This window comes from Ancylomarina sp. YFZ004 (genome assembly GCF_054254355.1).
In genome coordinates this window covers 35,024-53,686 of record NZ_JBTCHQ010000003.1, presented here as the reverse complement: position 1 = coordinate 53,686, position 18,663 = coordinate 35,024, and the positions used below count along the sequence as shown (strand labels likewise).

The following is an 18,663-nucleotide window of genomic DNA, read 5'->3' as shown; positions in this document are numbered from 1 at the left end:
TTTGTTTATATTTTTAAGCAAGCCAAATTTAGGTGGCTTGCTGGTGTTTCTTAATTAAACTAAGCATTCAAACTATTCGTCCCCGCCCATGAAATTTAGCTTTTGTTAGGGGCTGGGCTTTTTAAAAGTTTCTATGAACATATATGGCATATCAAGATTATATCCCGCTTTTAGCAAATTATCCTCTACCTGTTCAAATCCGCCCCATTCTTCAGTTATAATATTTTTAATTAAATCCTTATGTTGGATTATTTTATCTAGATCGTCGTCTTTCACTATTTCATTAACACTAAAACCATAATTCAATTCTATGTATCCATCGCAATTAGGCAACCTCCCTGCAAATGTATGACCTTCACGGTAGACTTTAAATTCAGAACAGTTTTTGAGATTATTTCTAAAATCGTTGATTGTAACAAAGGAATAATTATTGTCCGCCTTTTTAAGCAAAATGGGTAATGAATCATCATGCATCCCAAAAGTCATTAAAAGACCAAAATACTTAAAACTGTATAATCGTTTCAAGTTCAATTCTTCAATCATTTTCTTTTGTTTAATAGCCCATTCTTTAATATTTTCATAGGATACAATCTTTGAAAATGAATCTCTTTTTACTGAAATAATATCATTGGTATTAATATAACCTACAAATGCTCCAAGTTCTTTAATTCTGATACCATTTGAGATTGTTATTGCAGAAGAAATTGAGTGATTATTTATACTTGGTAGCATTACTAGTTTACCAATTAATGCCCCATTATCATTAATTTCAATTAATTGAATATTGATGCTTTTAAATAATTCTATTAATCCATCTTGAAGTTGATTTTTTCTTGGGAGATAAACAAAATCAAACATTTTTTTAATATCCAAATTCATCAAGTACTTTGGTGGAATCGTATTAATTGTTCCATCAGATTCTTTTGTTGTAATTTTAACATTAGCAGCTGGAATAAAGAATTTTATTAAAGTGTAAAGTTTGTTATCTACAAAACTAGAATTACCGATAAATCCCTCTTTTGAATATGGGTCTATGTCTAATTTAATCTTCACTGAAGTTCCCCTGTCAATAATTCTATGCTTTTCACAAGAAGAAGGATTGCGCAGTATTGGGTTTGAATTTGTACCATCATAAAAGTCAAGAGTTTTCATATTATCAATTGATTCTCCGAATTTCCATGAAGTCACATTTATAATTTGACCAAGCATAAACACAGAGAAAAAGCCAATACCAAATTTACCAATAGATTCAAAACCTTTATTTTGAGCTCCTTCAAAATCCAACTTAAATTTATTGCTTTTCCAATAAGAACCACCAAAATCAAGTAGTTCGTTAGACAGCAAAGTTTGGCTCATTCCAATTCCATTATCAGTTATTATAAGAAAATAAACATCTTCATCTTTTTCTATTGATACTTGTATTTCACCAACACCATAATTTTCTTGCCCTGTATGAATGCGATACAAATTTATAGCATCAATACTATTTTGAATTAATTCTCTAAGTGCAATATTGATATTACCATATAGCTTAATGCCTCCTAACTCTGTTGCAATATGCACAGGATTCGTTACCTTAATATTAGTATCTATTGAAGTCCATCCATCAGTTCGGATATATTTCTTTCCTAAATCTAAAGTGTCATTTATAGATTTTACTCCTTTTGCGTTAAAACAATCCTGCTTTTTTATTTCGAAGAATTCATTTGCAGTCCTTAACTCCCTATCTAAAACTATTAATGCTTCATGGCAAAACCACCATGCTTTTTGCTCTTTTTCTGTAAATGGAGTATTTGTTGAGTATATTAATAAGCTATCATGAGATAACGTTGGAAAACCTAGTTTCTTTTGAAATGTCCAATGGTCTTTTGAAATACCTTCAATTTCAGAGATTAATTTATTTGATTTGGGAGTTCTTAAATTATCTAAATGTGCTGCATCCGCTGTTCTTAATATAAAAGATAGCTTTTGGCAGTCTATACTCCAATCAGTTGGGAAATTAGGTGGGCAATACCTTGCACCAAACTCTCTTTCAATGTAATTAATATTACATGTATGGCTTTTGGCAATTTTCCCTATTAATAAGCCTAACTCTTCTCTTAATGCAATATCATTAATTAAATACTCATCATTACTTAGCTTCTCAATGGCAACCCTTAGTGCATAGTCTCCATGTCTAAATCTAACAACATAAAATAGCGCGTCCTTTTGACTTTTATCTGAATTGCCATTTCGTTTAACGAAATCTAGATATAATGGGTCTTTCTGTATTTCGGTCATGTTATTCAATATTGAATAACACATTCCAGAATCGTGTATTAGAAATGCTATATGTAAAACAAAAGCTTCCAATGGATTGAGAAATTTTGACGAATCACCAATTATAATGCTTGCGTAATTCCACAACATTCTTGAGTGAACCAAAGAATGGTCGGTGAGCTGAGAAAAATCGGTTGTTATATTTTCAAGATATCCTCTAATTGAACGTTCAATTGAATTTATATTCTCCTTTAAATAGGATATTTTGTCACTATTCTTCCAAATAGATGTATCAAATGCTGATTGGAATAGTTTATTATTAGTTTCTAAGTCTATCATATATTAAATTTATTTGCACTCACTCATTTGCCTTGCCCCTAACGTATGCATAACAACCATATGCTTGTTATTTCTCGTATATCTTTCTAAAAGCTGATGTTATCACAGCCCTAAATTCATAGCAGTGAAATTAAGTAAAATATACATTAAACAATATTAAAGTAACATGTCAAATAACAAATTAGACATACTCTACATAAGAATGCGCTTAGTAAAAATAAGACAAAGAAAAAGCCCAGACTCTTTGTGAGAATGGGCTGTTTTGTGTGATGTTAAAGGTTAGTGTACAATGCGTTTTCTATGCATTGTACATAGTGTTATACACTTTCGATTTTTATTTGATAATTTTCATTAGAGATGATCGATTTCTTTAAATCAAAATCATGAGACATATTTTTTATTTCAGTCTTTAAATTTTCATCATTAAATCTTGCACCTAAAATTATACAATTTATTGCTGAAAATGGGAGTGGATATAAATGAATGTTTTGGAACGAAGTGATGTTATTAGACTTAAATTTATCCTTTATAACTCTTACTTCCTCTTCATAATACCAATCAATACTTTTGTTTAGAAAAACATCAACGTTACCATTAAAACCTGTAGACTTCAATGAGTAACCTCCTGCTGTTTTATGAAACATTAATTCACCAAAAGGATTACCTAAATTTGGTTTTAATTTATTGTAGTTCACATCACCAGAAGTATGGTTAATAATTATATCGTCTTCAAAAAAAATCTCATGATTCATGTTTAATTCAATCACTGCACCTTTATGGTTTTCGGCGTAATGGGACCACATCAGTAAGTTTTTTTCGTTTTTTGATAATGATAAGACGAGAAATCTATTATTAATTTCGTTTTTAATTTCCTTTTGTTTTTTGTTTATATTATCACTACTTCCTTTTAATACTAAAAATTTATCTGTTTCTGTAAGTCGTTTATCTTTATTTAATTCCTCTAAATTTATTTTTACATTATCACTAAAAACCTCACATTCATATGGATCATTCAATTCAGAGAATTGAGTAAATCGAATTTGTTTATTTTCAATAATTTTCCTTAAGATTTCAGCACTTACATATTTAAAAAGTTTCATAAAGTTTTCTAATTTTCTCTCTAAGGATTGTGTATAACGTATGTATAAGATCAATATTGATCTTATTTCTCTTCTATCTTTCTAAAAGCTGATGTTATCACAGTCCTAAATTCAGAGAAGTGAAATTAAGTAAAATATACATTAAACAATATTAAAATAACATGTCAAATAACAAATTAGACATACTCTACATAAGAATGCGCTTAGTAAAAATAAGGCAAAGAAAAAGCCCAGACTCTTTCTGAGGATGGGCTGTTTTGTGAGATGTTAACGCTCTATGTATGTTTCGTAGGCTCCAGTCCCTACACTTCGGGGATCGGGATCAAACAGCGTATCAGCGCCCATGAAATTTAGCTTTTGTTGTGCTTTCATACTTTAATCTAGAAGTTTGGATATTAACCATCCTGCAAGCACTGCACCTCCAATTGTCAAGGCACCCTTAATGATATTATCAGAATTATCATCTTTGATATATTTGTCGTATTGACCTTTTGTAATATGTCCATGTTGGAACATCAATTTCATATACTCTCGTTTTTCTTCTGACGTAGCTCTTTGGGAATTTATCAATTCTTTAAGTTCAAGTAATCGACTGTATTCTATATTATTCATAATACTTGCTCTTTGATTTTTACTAATTCAAGTAATTTTGGAATTAAATTGTCATTAGTCTTCCCAATTTGGTTAATAACCTGTTGTTGAACTTCGTCGCGACTTTCTAAGTCTTTAAGTTTTAGCTTTAGAGATGAGATCTCGTCTGTAAGTTTTTCTTGAGTTTCTTTGTTTTCTTTACGTATATCTGTAGAAAATTGACTGTGTTGATTATTTACTGCATCAATCTTATCTCTGAAATATTCCTTTAGCTTATGTCTAGTTCCAAAAAAGGATCCTGCCACAGAAACAGCAATTCCCATTAAATACACTACATCTTTTATTCCAAATTCCATTATTTATTGTTTGTCATTTTAGTATCTGTTTCCTTGTATGAAGCCCAACGTATGTATAACATCAATATTGATGTTATTTCTCTTCTATCTTTCTAAAAGCTGATGTTATCACAGCCCTAAATTCAGAGCAGTGAAATTAAGTAAAATATACACTAAACAATATTAAAATAACATGTCAAATAACAAATTAGACATACTCTACATAAGAATACGCTGATTGAAAATAAGGCAAAGAAAAAGCTAGCTTCATATTGCAATCATTACAAATGCCTAAGCCCTACCAATTTGGTGCAGCAGTCATTTTAAAGCGACAACACCCATTTCAGCTCTGCAGAGGCCATTCTAAGGTCTACAAAGCTGATTTTAACTGACACAATGCCCATTTCACCCATGCAGCATTCAATCTAAGGAGCAATATGTCCATTTTCACCTCCACAGAACGAATTCTACCGCTCGCAACATCCATTTCACGCCTACAGAATGAATTACAGCATCAACATAATCAATTTCACCACTCACACTATTCATTTTGACCTCCATTAGCCTATTTTACTATAAAACGAGAGCTAAACAACTAAAGCTATGAGCTCTAACTTAAATTCAGGTTCGTTTTAGATTTCATCATATCATTCTAAATGAGTAACTTAAGTTTCGAATCAATTAAACTTAAACTATTTTATAATCAAAATTTTCAAACAATGACTTTTATTAGATCAGAATCAAAATTTCTAGAACGTGTTCGTATCGCATTAACTAATGCTGAATCCCATCCTGAGATTAAAGCAGCTTTAGCTGAATATGGTGTTGATGATGCTAAGTTTACTGAAGGCTGGCAAGTATTTAATCTAGCCAAGGCCAGTTGGGAACTTAATAAGGCAGAAGAGTCGGAGACTCGCTTGCTATCGAACTCCTACCACACTGTTTATGGCGAATTGGAAATGAAATTTAAAAGACATCGTGATTTGACTCAAATTCTTTGCAAGAAAGATCCTGACACACTTATACAATTGGGTGTAAAGGGAGCTTTCCCATCTAAATACAATGAATTTTTCGATCAGGTCAAGCTTTTTTATACAAGCTTAAATACGAATGCAGCTATTCAAACTAAGCTTGCCATACTTAAACTGACGCCTGAAATAGCAGCAGCTTGTTTGGCAGATCTTGATTCACTACTTAAGCTGCGTGCCGATTTCGATCGTGAAATGGGTGAATCACAAGCAGCAACGGTATCTAAAAATGCAGTCCTAAACGATTTAAGCGAATGGATGGATGATTTTGACACACTGGCTAAAATTGCACTTTACGACACACCACAGCGCCTCGAAGTTTTGGGTGTATTGGTTAAAAGTTAAACTCTGAATTTTCTAAAATATAAAAGCCGACTCATAAGAGTCGGCTTTTTATATGCTTGCTAGCAAAGGCCTGTATTACATGTCGTTTTATAATAGCAAACTGATAGAATAAGGATATCCTTAAATTAGAACATCAAACCAAGAAAATATTTACCGAACAATATCAAAGTCACATGCAAAATAGTAAAGCTCTACAAAAGCATATACTTATTGAAAATAAGGCAAAGAAAAAGCCAAGTGTTGGGCTTGACTTATTTTAAGGCATGGCGATAAATTTTGAAGCTGTTTTTCTTTCAAAACCTCTTCACATGACACTTTTTCAGCTTTTGAATTTATCCTGTGTTATGCCCTATTGCTTACTTCTGTATTCATAGAATTACTTGACTTGCTTTATAATATTGGCTAATTTTAAGTAAATATTAGAGCTTATGAAAAAGACGTTATTAATTGGATTAGGATTAGTAGTGATCCTCTTGTTTGCCTTTCCATTTGGTCTGATTTCCGCATTGGCATTTTGGATATATTTGGGAGTGATGTATAGGAAAAGGAAGCGTGTTTTCCACGAAGAAATTGAACCAGGATTAGCTAAAAAGCTATTGAGAAGATTGAAAATATTAGTTATAGCAGCCGGAATATCGTTCACTATTGCTGTTGTAGGTATAATTATGCACAATGTGCAATCAGGCCTGTCAGAAACTGAAGAATCTCTCTATTTCTTCATTGGAATAGTCGCTTCGTACTTATTTATTTTGGCATCTGCAGGTGGTCTGCTTATATTTATCGAAGGAAGGCGAAAACCAATATAGTTCTTAACAAATGAAACTGCTGTAAATAAAACAGTAGAACTATTCAGAACAGAAGTTCTTTTGCATAGAGATTACCGCGTCATGCTTCCTTCCCGAAATTTCGGGACAGGCACACCTCCTCGTAATGACAGCTGTCTTAAAAATAAAAGCCACTCTCCTATGAGAATGGCTTTTTGAGGGGCTTTCCGTAAACGGAAAGCAAATTACATCTCTATCTGATAATGAAATAGGTTTGAATCCGGTAATTCAACAAGGTCCTTTTCTACTAAGAGCATGCTTGCTTCTGTGTAGATAATGTGATAATACCTAATAAAATATTCTTCGAAACTAATCTTATCTGCATATCCCAATTCGCGAAAGAGCTTCATGGAATTGTCTTTATGCTTCTCTAGAACTGCTAAGCATGTTATTTTTTACAAGTTATAAACTAAGCTTTTAATTTTTTTCAAAACCAAAACCATAAACCCCCATTACCGAGCCCATCGAAATAAATGCTTCTGGATCTACAATTTTCACCATTTTAAGAATCGTTTGAGATTCTTTTTTCTTTGCTAATAGCATTAAGATCTTTATATCTTTTTGCGAGAAACCATCTTTTGCTTGAAGTTCGGTCATACCATGATCATGATTCGAAATAAGTTCGTTTCTTATTTCATCAAACATCTTTGTGAAAATAAAAATCTGAACAGATTGCTTTCTCCCCTCAATCACCATATCAACACAATAAGCACTTACACTCATTGCTACATAACCATAAACAACTTGCTCTATAGAATTCGTAAGAAAATATGAAGACGATATAATGATTAAATCCAAGGTCAAAATAAGCTGACCAGGACTATAGTTTCGGTATTTATTAATCATCATGGCAATGATATCGGTACCTCCAGTACTACCTCCTTGTGAGAGAATAATACCCGCACTAGCACCCGCCATTATACCTCCAATTATTGCGCTCATAAATCTATCATTCACCAAAGGTTCAGTAATAATAGATTGCAATAGCCATAAAAAAAACGATAACACAAATGTGGCAAATAATGTTTTTATTCCAAAGCCAAAGCCCAGAACCCTCATAGCAGCAATAATTAATAGACCATTTATAATAAAAACGGAATACCCTACTTTAAAACCCGTCGCAAAATAAATAATGGTTCCTATTCCACTTACGCCTCCTCCAACAATTTCTGATGGAATTAGAAAACCAGTCCAACCTAGGGCATTTATAAAAAGTCCAAGCGCAATAATAAAATAGGATTTAAACTGCTTGGTGAAATTTAGAACATTTGTCATACTATAAATTTTATTACCATATCATCACCGACACTATCTAAGCAAAAGCCTAACATGTAGAACCCGCAGGCGACAGTTGCTGGTGAAAATATTTTTATTTCATTCATTGGGAACTATTGCAATCATGACATTTATGTATTTAATTCCATATATTGCATAATTCTCGTACAAACCTATGACAAATGGTGTGCAAGCACAATAATATTTGTCCATACTTTACATGAACCTAAATAGATTCGCTTACACTATGAAAAATGAACTAGATTCGAAAGATATTCAGATTTTAAGCCTATTGCTGAATAATGCACGGCTATCAAATAAAGAGATTGCTGCAAAAATTGAAATTGCACAGTCGAGCACACACGATAGGATTAAGAAATTAAGCCAGAAAGGTTATTTAAAGGGGGCATATGCCCAAATCGATCAAAAAAAACTGGGTCTTAATATTGAGGTCATGTTAGCAATTAAGCTAAACAAGCAACATCGTTCAATAATTGCAGATTTCATAGAGAAGGCATCTCAATTCCCTGGCGTTCTTCAATTATTTCATATGGCAGGCAACAGTGATTTTATTTTGCACGTAGCAGTAAAAGACTCTGATGAGTTAAGGGGCTTTATTCTCGATAGATTATCTACTTTAGATTATATACAAAGCACTCAAACTACTATGGTTTTGCACAATGAAAAGGTAAATAATATTCTATAGCGTTTTAATGAAGCACAGCGGCCTTGCTAAGTTTCGTGGGCTTTACGAATAGCTATCGGGATTAAAGTGTTGCCTTATTAAGCTCAAAAAGCCACTCTCCTAGGAGAATGGCTTTTTGAGGAGTACCCACCAATGCAACAAGCCAAGCGTGGAGCTTGGCTTGTTGGTATTTCTTAATTGAACTAAACTTTCAAACTGCACACCACCGCCCATGACAATTTAGCTTTTGCTACAGCCAGTTTTTATCCTTTAACCTAATAAATACCTCTGGAAAATGATGCAGTAGATGATTGAACTCCTTTCAACTCTCCATAATATTTCATTGCTTCTTTAAATTTCTCAAGATCCCAATTACCTATTTCATGTTGTTCTATTATTCTTTTATAAGTCAACCCTTGCTTAGTTTCGATAACAAGTTTATAATTTCGACCAGGTTTTGTGATAGGGAAAAACAATTCCCATATTTTAATTCTTGTTTCAGAGGTTTTTGATTTAATTATTTCTAATGGTTTGTCAAACTCATAAACATGAAACTCACATTCGTCTTTACCTAGTTTAATTTCTCCAATATATCTTTTGTTTTTTCTTAAAACAGATAGAGAAAAGAGAAGAGTTATAATTCCCCAAACTCCTAATGATATGTATGTTTCAAATCTCCCTAAGTCATAAAGAAATACAAATGCTATCCATCCCGCGGATATTAAAACAAGCTTAATCATCCCGTTAAATATACGAGTTGAATATTTCAAATAATTCGGCTTTATTAACATGTTCGGTTATTTTTTTAAATTGGCTATAACGGTTAGTATAAGAGTAGTTGCGGATTTTCGTGCGAGGAATTTCTAGTGGAAATCCAGACGCAGTAAATTTGCAACAACCTTTAGTGGAGCCCAAAATTTAGCAATTAGTTTTATACATTGTTAGCTGTTGAAGTTGTTAAACTTTAAAATGACTTTATAAACTCTTCATAAACCCAATATTATCGATTACTATAACCCCACTTTTATTATTATCAAAAATAAATCTAATTTCTTCAATATTGGAAAGCGTAAAGTTTGGATTATTTTTTTGAAACTGTTCTATTGGAAAATAGAATGTCTGAAATACCTTTTCTGATTGTTTGTCATCCAAGATGAAATCTGCTTTCATAATCATCACTTCAATAACTCTCTGTAATGGAGAAAACTGGCTCAATGGAAATGAGACGGTTTGTCCAGAAGCGTTTCTCAATTGGATAGTGAAATCTATGGGCTTTTTGGGCTCATCGTTCTCTTCTTTATCATTATCATCATCTTTTTTTTCTTTAATATTCTTGATGGCATTGTTTTTTACCCATTTCCCTTTTGATTTAGGCTTAGCAGATTCTTTAGATTCTGCCATTGAGAAAACCAAAACTGATGAAGAATCAATAGCGGTAGGAGTAAGTCTGATAGTGTAGCTAGCTATCAGTGAGTCAGGAACAGATTCAATCGATTTATTTTCGTTCTCAAGATCATAATTCCAACCCACAAAAAGGGCTCTACTTCCCTTTTTCTGCCATTTGAGTTTTATCTCTTGCTCACGCCAAACAGATAAGTTTTTGGTGTTAACTATTCCATCATAGTGTGTTGTTGTAGACACATCAAAGTCTTCATCAAAATTAGCGATTGGATTAAAATTTGAATCCTCGAACTGGTTCAAGTAGATAGTTTTAGGAAGCCAGTCTTTACCTTTTCTTGCATCCATAAATAGAGGTAGGTATTCACTTTTATTTTTCAATGTAATGTCTAGGAATGAACTTATGTAGACTTCTGCAATTTTCATTTGATCTTCAGCAGAAATCAGCTGTTTAAGATTTAGTAGACCCAAAATGCCTCTATCTTTGTTGCCCCAGCTTGTGTTAAATTGGCCGTGGTTGGCCCCATAAACATAAACACCCGATTTGAAATGATAAAGGCTGTCTTTAAATTTTACCCTTTCATATTGTTGAGAACCCATAAAAGAGCTAACATCGGCATCTTGTGCTCCTTGAATTACAAAATAATTGACATCTTTAATTTCTGTTCTACTTCCTCCCGGTTCATATTGTCCATCACATGGAGCTATAGCCACAATCGACTTGATATTGTAGTTGTAATCAAATTTTATTGAAGCATCATCTGGATAAAACGGCAATTTATTGAACATTGCAGCATGAGCAACTGCTTCGCCTCCTCTTGAGTGTCCGATAAGTGCTAGGTTGGCTGTGTCAATCTTTTTGTAAAAAAGGTTATCCTCTGTCTTGTTCCACTCATGCCATACCTTTAAATGTTCAAGTAACAACCATCCTCGTGCATCATTTTCATTATCTAATCCGTCAAAAAAATTTGACCAAGACCCATTAATAAAATTCTCATCTACAGATGCTAGGATGATTCCTCTGGAAGCAAGTAGTTCACCAAGATATTCATACCCGGGATCAGAATAATCCTGCATGCTGTGATTTCCATGGACAATCATTGCCAAAGGAAAAGGTCCTTCCCCTTCAGGATACCAAACACGAGCATTTATTGGTAGAGATTTGGAATCAAATCCCCAGTATTTTTCTCGCCACCAACCTCCAAAGCCATCCCAATTATCTATAAGCGCAAGGCCGTTAACTGAATCAGTTTTAATATCGACTTCTGCCCCGTATTCTGGTCGGTGTAAATCCTTTCCACTGCCATACGTTATAACTTTTACAGAGTAGGAGCCTTTTTCTGCTGGAGAAATAGCTCTTATTTGTTCGATGTTTGATTCTGATGATAATGCCGCATTTGTGATCGGATCCACGTCAAAACCCACCTGACTATATAGAATCCCAACGGCAATGAACCCACCAAATCCAATGATTACTCCCAAAACTGTAATTGCCTTTTTTGATCTTGATAAATTTTGAAATCCGGTTTTTTTCAAAACCAGTACGGCAGCTCCACATAGTGAGGCCAGAATAAGAATTACTGCAGTTATCATCAAATCAAAGCTCATAATAATCAGCAATGGCAATACTATTAAAATCGCCAAATTATTTAAAAGTTTGAGTATCCATCTAATCACTAAGCCGAACAAAATAGCGGCCAAAACGAAGACCAAGGCAAATAAGAATACCCATTCATCATTGAGGTTTATATAATCATTAATAGAGTATACTAACCAAAAAATTGCTGTTATAGTCAACAGACCTAATGATGCTCCTCTAAATGCATTCTTTCCAGGCGTAATAGCTCTGATTTTGTTCTTTATCCATTGGATAATTTGGTTGTATTTTTTCTTCATAAGCGAGTTTGACAGCTAACGTATGTATAACATCAATATTGATGTTATTTCTCTTATATCTTTCTAAAAAGTGTTGTTATCACTCCATATAGGTGGGATAACATCAGCTCTTCTATAAACCAACTTCCCTAATAGTTGCTGATTTATTTTCCGACTACTAAAAGTAATCACAATTCACCCATATAGACCTGATAAACACAAGTCTTATATTCCAAGCCTACCAAATTTATGAAAATTAGAAAGCAAACAATAAATTAAGTTGAGGTAAAGTATGTAGCAAACATAAAATAGAATAGGTCTACATAATTATGAATACTATCTTGGGATTATATGGTGGTAGTTAGAGAGAAAGCACCACCCCGTCAAGCAGAGCTTGCCACCCCTCCTCATCAAGGAGGGGAAACTGTTAGTAAATAAAGACCTGCAATAATATAATAAGTTTCTATTTCTTATCCTTTTAAGGAAAAGCATCCGTCCCTACAGCTGTCAGAATTCTGAGGGAGAGGCAGTTCTAAAACTAGGAGGGAAAATAGTTAGCTGGTTGAAAGCTTGGTTACATTTCGCATTTCGACTCCGGACTATGCAAGGTTCAATACAAGGTTCCGCTCGATGCGAAGGCTCAGGAAACAGGAGGAATACATATTCCTCTAGCTATAGGGAAAAGTCGAGTTGGTTTCTTTTAAACAGTCAAGAATATTGATCTTATTCATTTGGGACTTCGTTTTCATTCTTAAATTCAAGCGAATCAATCATCTCTGAGGCTAATTCTATGGCCTTAGAAGCAAAAGCTTCACTTCGCTTATCCAAATTTAAACTTAGCTGGTTCGGATGCTTAATCCTGATATTTTCAGCTTCACGAATTATTTCTGGCTGTGTTTCTATTTCCATTGCCTCAAACTGATTCCGAAGATCTATCCAGTCTTTCATTTGATTAGGATATTCTGACTTGCTTAGGTCTCCGAGCTTTTTGAAAATCCAAAATGCGGAATGCTTATTAAAATTTATTGGAGCCAAGTCGAGGCCTGTTGGTATTGTTTTACTGCCAAAATAAATAGGCGTATAAATCGCTGTGAAAGGTGAACTTAATCCTGTCCAGAGCACACAGCCATAGTCTGTAGGTTTCCCTGGTGAAAGCGCAATCACATCGGTATGCACGCAATTCCATACCGCAATCGATCTTTCAGGATTATCCAGATTATCATGTTTAAAAATATCAAAGGAGGTATCTGCATAATAATCCCGAAGGATGGTAAAGCATTTTTTTAAACCCACTTTTTCTTCCGGTTTGATATATAGGGGAAAGATTTCTTGTTCGGAAGAGACTTGCATCGAAGGATTCAGGATATCGATAGCTCTCCAGAGTCTTCTCGTATTGTAATTATTGTTGCCTAATTTTTCTTTAAAGCCATTACCAAAGAAATCTCTAAAGTTAAAAACTCGTTTAGATTTACCCCCTAATTCATAAGCCTTGCAAAGAGCTATCAATTTGGGAGAACAGATAAAGTTGCTTGTGTCTTTGTGATTTATTTCTCCAATCCGATAACTGTTAGCTGCTACCAGGTAGGCGTCGTCGGGTATGCGAACCGCTGCCCAGGCATGTCCTCCACCAGCTTCCATATACCAGACTTCACTTGTGTCGGCAATCCCTACACCACTTGGGTAACTTATGCCATATTTATTATAAAGCTCACCTATGATTTTCACACATTCGCGAGCGGTTTTGGCATGCTGTAAAGCAAAATACCTAAGGCCGCCACCTAAACCAGATGGGACAAGAGGATCAAGTTTTTCTGCTTGACGATTTCTATCACGTTTTAATGCTAAACCTCCAGCAATAGCAACACCATGCTTATTAATAGCCACAGCATCGCCTTCGGCAAAACCAATATTCGTTTGGAGCACCAGCATTTCGTAGTTCTGCTTAAAGGATACTGAACTGTCTGACAGGATATTTATCTTTTCATCAGCAGGAACTCTTCTGAGCATGGATGCTTCGATACCAGACAAATCATTATTATGAGCCAGCAAGACTTGTCCATTTGTAGAAGCATCTTTTCCAAGCATCAGAAGAAAGCATTCTTGCTGTTGAGAAAAAATTTCAGCAGGAAGTAGTAAAATAAAGATTAGTAATAGCCTAATCTGATTATAACACATTCTGAACATACATGCCTCCTATTTTAACAATGAAGTTAAGGAAAATCTACATGACTCTCAAAAGAGAAACCGTTAATCCAGATAATATTAATCCGAATATTCTCCTGATTCCAAGGCTACCCACAAACATAATTTACAGCTAAATAAGAATTGTCTACAATCCTACGTCAGAATTACAACTCATGACATAAAAGTCATATTTTTTGCAACCCAGTTGATATGTCCTGAGTAATCTAATTCCCTAAATTTACAATACCATATTTTAAACACATCGTTATGAAGAATTTAGTTCAAATGACATTAGTTCTATGTCTGCTAATTATGGTATTCTCATCACGAAAGAAAAATGTTCTTGATGAGGCAATGCATATTGGTCAAAACAATGAATCTTTTGATACAAGATTAGAAAGTGTTGGAGCCACAGGTTTTAATATTTATGGCTATAACTGGAATGCCCATGAATTCAATGGATATTTACTTAATGCATGGGTCGGAGATAATCTGGTCCCCCATGAAGATTATTATCACTGGAAGCCATGCTCAGATGATACTAAGGATAATTTAGAATTATATTCTGATGAGGATCGATTTTTCTGGAATTTCCGAAACTGGACTGCACACCATTTCAATGGATATTTACTTAATACATGGCTCGGAGACAATATTGCACCTCTTGTCGATTATTATCACTGGGATCCATACACAGGGGATGCTGAGGATTATTTAAATAAATATCCTGCTGAGAGATTCTTTTTCTGGGATTTTAGAGATATGATTTTAGAAATGCATTGGAGTGAGTCCTTAATTTCCAGCGAAGGAGTCTATCGGGATCCCTGGTTAGGATCGGATGCATGGATTACATTTCATTATAAAATGGGAGAAGGAAAAGATAAATGGTCACAATTTCTAAAAATGATCGCTGTAAAAGAATCAGATATCCTTATAAAAGATGAGGATGGATATGGACTTTATTGGGTGAATGAAAATGAAGAATTCATTGGTTATTATTATATGTGGCCGGATTTAGCATTAATACAAGTTGAAAACACAGGAGATTTACCGGATGGTATGTGTCCGGCTTACAAGGGCCCTATGAGCCCCGGATTAGAAAAATACAAGGCACAAAACCTAAATGTAACTCAAGTTGATTCGGTTTTTAAATCAATCGAAATTAATCAGTGGTCCACTGCAAAAAATACAAAAACAGACGACAAATCACTTTAAGCGCACAAAAGCACCTCTAGTAAAGCCAGCTTTAAATTCATTATAACTTAAGAGATAGGAGACCTATAGTTCAAAAAAAGCGAAACCTATGTGGCTTCGCTTTTGTCATTCTTTTATGAATCGTTTTTTTAATTCATGATATATCTTTCTACGACTTCAGCTACACCATGATCATTATTCGAGGCGACAATAACATCAGCACGGTCGCGAAGTTCTGGTGTCACGTTATCTACCCAAACGCCCAAACCAGCATATTCCACCATTGTTAAGTCGTTTCCTGCATTACCGACTGCAATAATCTCTTCTTGACGTATATCTAATTTTTCCGCCAAACGAGCTATACTTGCCGCCTTGTCAATTCCCTGTGGCATGACCTCCAGAAAAAAGGGTTTTGAAAGGGAAATGCTCTTATTAGGCTTCTCTTTCTTTAATTTGGTTTCAACTGTTTTTAGATATTCAGGTTCCTGTAAAAGGAGACATTTCACAGCTGATTCTGTTACAGCTGACTTGAAACAGTCCACTTTATTAAACTTCATCTGAGTCAACTCAACCTCTATGTCGATATATTTTGAGCAAGATTCGCTGATGATGCTGTCCGAAGTATAAGTAATGATATCCACATTATTCGCCATACTAAAATCGTGCAAACTATGAATTTGCTCTTTCGTAAGGCTCTGCTCAAAAATAGTTGCCTGCTTGGTCAGATCAGTGATAACAGCTCCATTGTATGAGATAATATACGATCCGTACTTTTTCAAATCAAGCTGCTCTGCATATTGAAGCATTGCAGGAGTTGGACGCCCCGATGCTAAAACAACATATACACCTTGCTCTTGTGCCTTCATCAGCATCTCTTTGTTTCTATCTGATATGCTGTGATCATCACGCAAAAGCGTATCATCAAGATCAAGCACTAGCATTTTATAGTTCATCTATATCTAATTAATTTTTAATGGTCACATAGGCCGATCCCTTTAAGATGCATAAGTCTGTGTGAAAAAGCCTTGGGCAAAGCTTGCGGGCCTCAATTTTCAGCCTGCGAAAGTATAACAATTATTGGCTTCTCCCAAAAACATAGATAGATATGAGAGGTTTTATAGCTCTTGCTTAAAAACAAAGCTCAAGCAATTGGGGAGATTTCTTTTACTATAAGCCTAAGGATCCTTAATTTCGGAATCCTAAACAAGACCCTATGTAAGGCTGAACCCTGAATTTTCTAGTCCCTACGCCTATCTCTGGAATATTGTTATAATGGGAATTATGGCTAACTCCATGTATTTGGTCTTATAATTTAAACCATAAAAAATCCCAAATCTTTTTAGATTTGGGATATGTTTTTCAGCTCCATTTTACTAAACTGCTACAATATCATTTCTCATACTAAAGAGAACGAAGAGTACCTCCTCTTTTTCTCGTTGGCCTATATTATTTTGATCTAAGGCTTTCATAACATCAGAAATCACTTCAACGAACTCCGTATCGCTGGAATTCATTCCTTTATGAGCAGCAAGCATATCTTTTCCCTCGTAAACCGAAGGACCGCCTGTACCAGCAATAAAAAATGTAGCAGCTCCATTTTTTAATTGATCAATGCTCATCTTCGAATTCTTAAATCGGGTTGCAATACTTTTATTCACAAAGTGAAAATCAATTGCATCATTTGCAATCCTAGTAATCCCTTCTGTTGCTCCTAATCTCTCGTACAACGACTCGCTCATCTCTCTCCTCCATTTAGTGAATAAACAGCAAGTTAAAGAATTAGATAAGCAATGTCAATATTCAGAACAATTTCAATACCCTTAATAGCTTTCAATACCTCTTTAAGTGCCCAAGAATTAACGTGCCAATCGGATATGAGAGCTATCTTTTTTTTCTAACATAGGTTTATTTTTTTTCAAGCTTGCAAAAACGAATTATTTTGAGAATCCCTTCTATGATTTCTTTAGGATAATCATAAACAAAATGATTCTCATACCGTAAGATAAAATACCCTTCATCTCGTAACTCTTTGTCTCGCTTAGCATCCAATTCTTCTGATAAATAATTATCATGAGAAGAACCATCTAGTTCAAGAATGAGCTTAATCTCTGGACAATAAAAGTCAACTATATAATTACCTATTGAGCTTTGTCTTCGAAACTTTAAGCCTTCAACTTGCCTATTCTTAAGCATTTTCCATAAAGTAGCCTCCGATGCTGTTGATCTATTTCTCAGCCTCTTCCTAAAAGCCTTCAATATGGGTTTATTTATATATCTTTTCATACTAATCCAATTTAAATACCACCCCGTCAAGCAAGCTTGACACCCCTCCTCTGCGAGAGGGGAATTCTCAAGTCTGATATGACTCAATCGTTGCACTATCAACAACTTTCTCCTCCCTTTCTAAGGAGGAGTACCTGAACTTGTTCAGGGGAGGTGGTTTAATTAGTTTTCAATCTCTCAATCAACTCCAGCCTATTATTAAGAACAAAGTCGAATTTCAGATTATCTTTAGTGATATGTTTCCAATTATTTTTTTTCATCTGTCATTTTAGAGTTTAAACTTTTATTCCTTTCCAGCTAATACTTGTACTTATTGATAAGCTTTTAACTTATTATTTTCAACTCATCCAGCCTATCAATAATAAGCATATGCAAGTCGATTAAACCCATGATAAAGTCTTTATCACCCGCTTTTCTTTGAATAACAGACAGGCATTCAGCTTTTTGTGATTCCGGATCGGTTTTATAGGCAACAGAATAAATATTGTTCTCTAACAATGCCTCTTGAATCTCTTTCGTTAATAATCTTTTGAGTAGATCTGGCTGAGAGCTTTTAATCAGGTACCGTTTGTCAAACTCGTAGTTATCGACTTCTATTTCGGGTTCTCCAAATTTCTTAAGAATCCTTTCAATAAAATCCTCCCAGCTAAGAAGTAAGTCAAAATCAAGCCTTGATCTAAAATCCATTTGAAATTTCATGGGTCTGGTATCTGAAACAGAAATATGAATGGTCCATTTTTTATAAGGGATCGTAATTTGATGAATCTCAAGCTCACAACCCGAATTGAATTTGATCTTAAACTCCCCATTATAGAATTTAGCAACTTCTTTCCACATATCTCGTTTTGGGAAATTATCTGTATAACCATAGGATGGTGACTGTAAGATCTCTTTAATCAAACTCTCGTCGTCTTTTTCTTCTTTCATATCTATACCTTTTCTCTCTAT

General features: G+C 34.3%; 17 protein-coding genes. 4 read left to right on the top strand and 13 right to left on the bottom strand.

What is annotated here, in order from left to right; genetic code table 11:
• Nucleotides 1-105: 105 nt before the first annotated feature.
• The 4 genes from ACXR6G_RS05810 to ACXR6G_RS05795 form a co-directional block, all read right to left on the bottom strand.
• A complete protein-coding gene (locus tag ACXR6G_RS05810) occupies nt 106-2,598 on the bottom strand; it encodes an HD domain-containing protein (RefSeq protein ID WP_458360463.1) in 2,493 nt (830 codons plus the stop codon).
• Nucleotides 2,599-2,915: 317 nt separating this feature from the next.
• On the bottom strand, nt 2,916-3,698 hold the full coding sequence (locus tag ACXR6G_RS05805; RefSeq protein WP_458360462.1) for a DUF2971 domain-containing protein: 783 nt from the start codon (nt 3,696-3,698) through the stop codon (nt 2,916-2,918).
• Between the two features lie 375 nt (nt 3,699-4,073).
• Nucleotides 4,074-4,310, bottom strand: a complete 237-nt coding sequence (locus tag ACXR6G_RS05800; RefSeq protein ID WP_458360461.1) for a hypothetical protein — start codon at nt 4,308-4,310, stop codon at nt 4,074-4,076.
• Entirely contained in the window at nt 4,307-4,645 is a 339-nt protein-coding gene (locus tag ACXR6G_RS05795; RefSeq protein WP_458360460.1) for a hypothetical protein, read from the bottom strand. Before ACXR6G_RS05795 ends, ACXR6G_RS05800 begins: the two co-directional genes overlap by 4 nt.
• Nucleotides 4,646-5,343: 698 nt before the next feature.
• On the opposite strand from ACXR6G_RS05795, the gene ACXR6G_RS05790 reads away from it, so the two are divergent.
• Both ACXR6G_RS05790 and ACXR6G_RS05785 read left to right on the top strand, forming a co-directional pair.
• Nucleotides 5,344-5,997, top strand: coding sequence for a hypothetical protein (locus tag ACXR6G_RS05790; protein WP_458360459.1), 654 nt, complete (start codon nt 5,344-5,346; stop codon nt 5,995-5,997).
• Nucleotides 5,998-6,425: 428 nt separating this feature from the next.
• Entirely contained in the window at nt 6,426-6,803 is a 378-nt protein-coding gene (locus ACXR6G_RS05785) for a hypothetical protein (RefSeq protein WP_458360458.1), read from the top strand.
• A 203-nt stretch (nt 6,804-7,006) separates the two neighbouring features.
• Here ACXR6G_RS05785 and ACXR6G_RS05780 read toward each other — a convergent pair whose 3' ends face one another.
• Nucleotides 7,007-7,171 carry a hypothetical protein gene (locus ACXR6G_RS05780; protein ID WP_458360457.1) on the bottom strand — a complete coding sequence of 55 codons (165 nt, stop codon included), beginning with the start codon at nt 7,169-7,171 and terminating at the stop codon, nt 7,007-7,009.
• Between the two features lie 67 nt (nt 7,172-7,238).
• Nucleotides 7,239-8,096 carry a YitT family protein gene (locus ACXR6G_RS05775; protein WP_458360456.1) on the bottom strand — a complete coding sequence of 286 codons (858 nt, stop codon included), beginning with the start codon at nt 8,094-8,096 and terminating at the stop codon, nt 7,239-7,241.
• A gap of 247 nt (nt 8,097-8,343) precedes the next feature.
• Here ACXR6G_RS05775 and ACXR6G_RS05770 point away from each other — a divergent pair, with 247 nt between their 5' ends.
• Complete coding sequence (locus ACXR6G_RS05770) at nt 8,344-8,802, top strand: Lrp/AsnC family transcriptional regulator (protein ID WP_458360455.1); 459 nt, start codon at nt 8,344-8,346, stop codon at nt 8,800-8,802.
• Between the two features lie 254 nt (nt 8,803-9,056).
• On the opposite strand, the gene ACXR6G_RS05765 is transcribed toward ACXR6G_RS05770, so the two are convergent.
• From ACXR6G_RS05765 to ACXR6G_RS05755, 3 genes are all read right to left on the bottom strand, one after another.
• On the bottom strand, nt 9,057-9,551 hold the full coding sequence (locus ACXR6G_RS05765; RefSeq protein WP_458360454.1) for a hypothetical protein: 495 nt from the start codon (nt 9,549-9,551) through the stop codon (nt 9,057-9,059).
• A 205-nt stretch (nt 9,552-9,756) separates the two neighbouring features.
• Nucleotides 9,757-12,075, bottom strand: coding sequence for a hypothetical protein (locus tag ACXR6G_RS05760; RefSeq protein ID WP_458360453.1), 2,319 nt, complete (start codon nt 12,073-12,075; stop codon nt 9,757-9,759).
• Between the two features lie 702 nt (nt 12,076-12,777).
• Complete coding sequence (locus ACXR6G_RS05755) at nt 12,778-14,238, bottom strand: C69 family dipeptidase (RefSeq protein ID WP_458360452.1); 1,461 nt, start codon at nt 14,236-14,238, stop codon at nt 12,778-12,780.
• A 267-nt stretch (nt 14,239-14,505) separates the two neighbouring features.
• Here ACXR6G_RS05755 and ACXR6G_RS05750 point away from each other — a divergent pair, with 267 nt between their 5' ends.
• Nucleotides 14,506-15,453: a hypothetical protein gene (locus ACXR6G_RS05750; protein ID WP_458360451.1), complete on the top strand. Its 948-nt coding sequence runs from the start codon at nt 14,506-14,508 to the stop codon at nt 15,451-15,453.
• A gap of 128 nt (nt 15,454-15,581) precedes the next feature.
• Here the strand turns inward: ACXR6G_RS05750 and ACXR6G_RS05745 are convergent, their stop codons facing one another.
• From ACXR6G_RS05745 to ACXR6G_RS05730, 4 genes are all read right to left on the bottom strand, one after another.
• Nucleotides 15,582-16,385 (bottom strand): Cof-type HAD-IIB family hydrolase, encoded by an 804-nt coding sequence (locus ACXR6G_RS05745; protein WP_458360450.1) that lies wholly within the window; start codon nt 16,383-16,385, stop codon nt 15,582-15,584.
• A gap of 420 nt (nt 16,386-16,805) precedes the next feature.
• On the bottom strand, nt 16,806-17,171 hold the full coding sequence (locus ACXR6G_RS05740; protein ID WP_458360449.1) for a group I truncated hemoglobin: 366 nt from the start codon (nt 17,169-17,171) through the stop codon (nt 16,806-16,808).
• A gap of 166 nt (nt 17,172-17,337) precedes the next feature.
• Nucleotides 17,338-17,715 carry an endonuclease domain-containing protein gene (locus ACXR6G_RS05735; protein WP_458360448.1) on the bottom strand — a complete coding sequence of 126 codons (378 nt, stop codon included), beginning with the start codon at nt 17,713-17,715 and terminating at the stop codon, nt 17,338-17,340.
• A 324-nt stretch (nt 17,716-18,039) separates the two neighbouring features.
• Nucleotides 18,040-18,642, bottom strand: a complete 603-nt coding sequence (locus tag ACXR6G_RS05730; RefSeq protein WP_458360447.1) for a hypothetical protein — start codon at nt 18,640-18,642, stop codon at nt 18,040-18,042.
• Nucleotides 18,643-18,663: the final 21 nt, after the last annotated feature.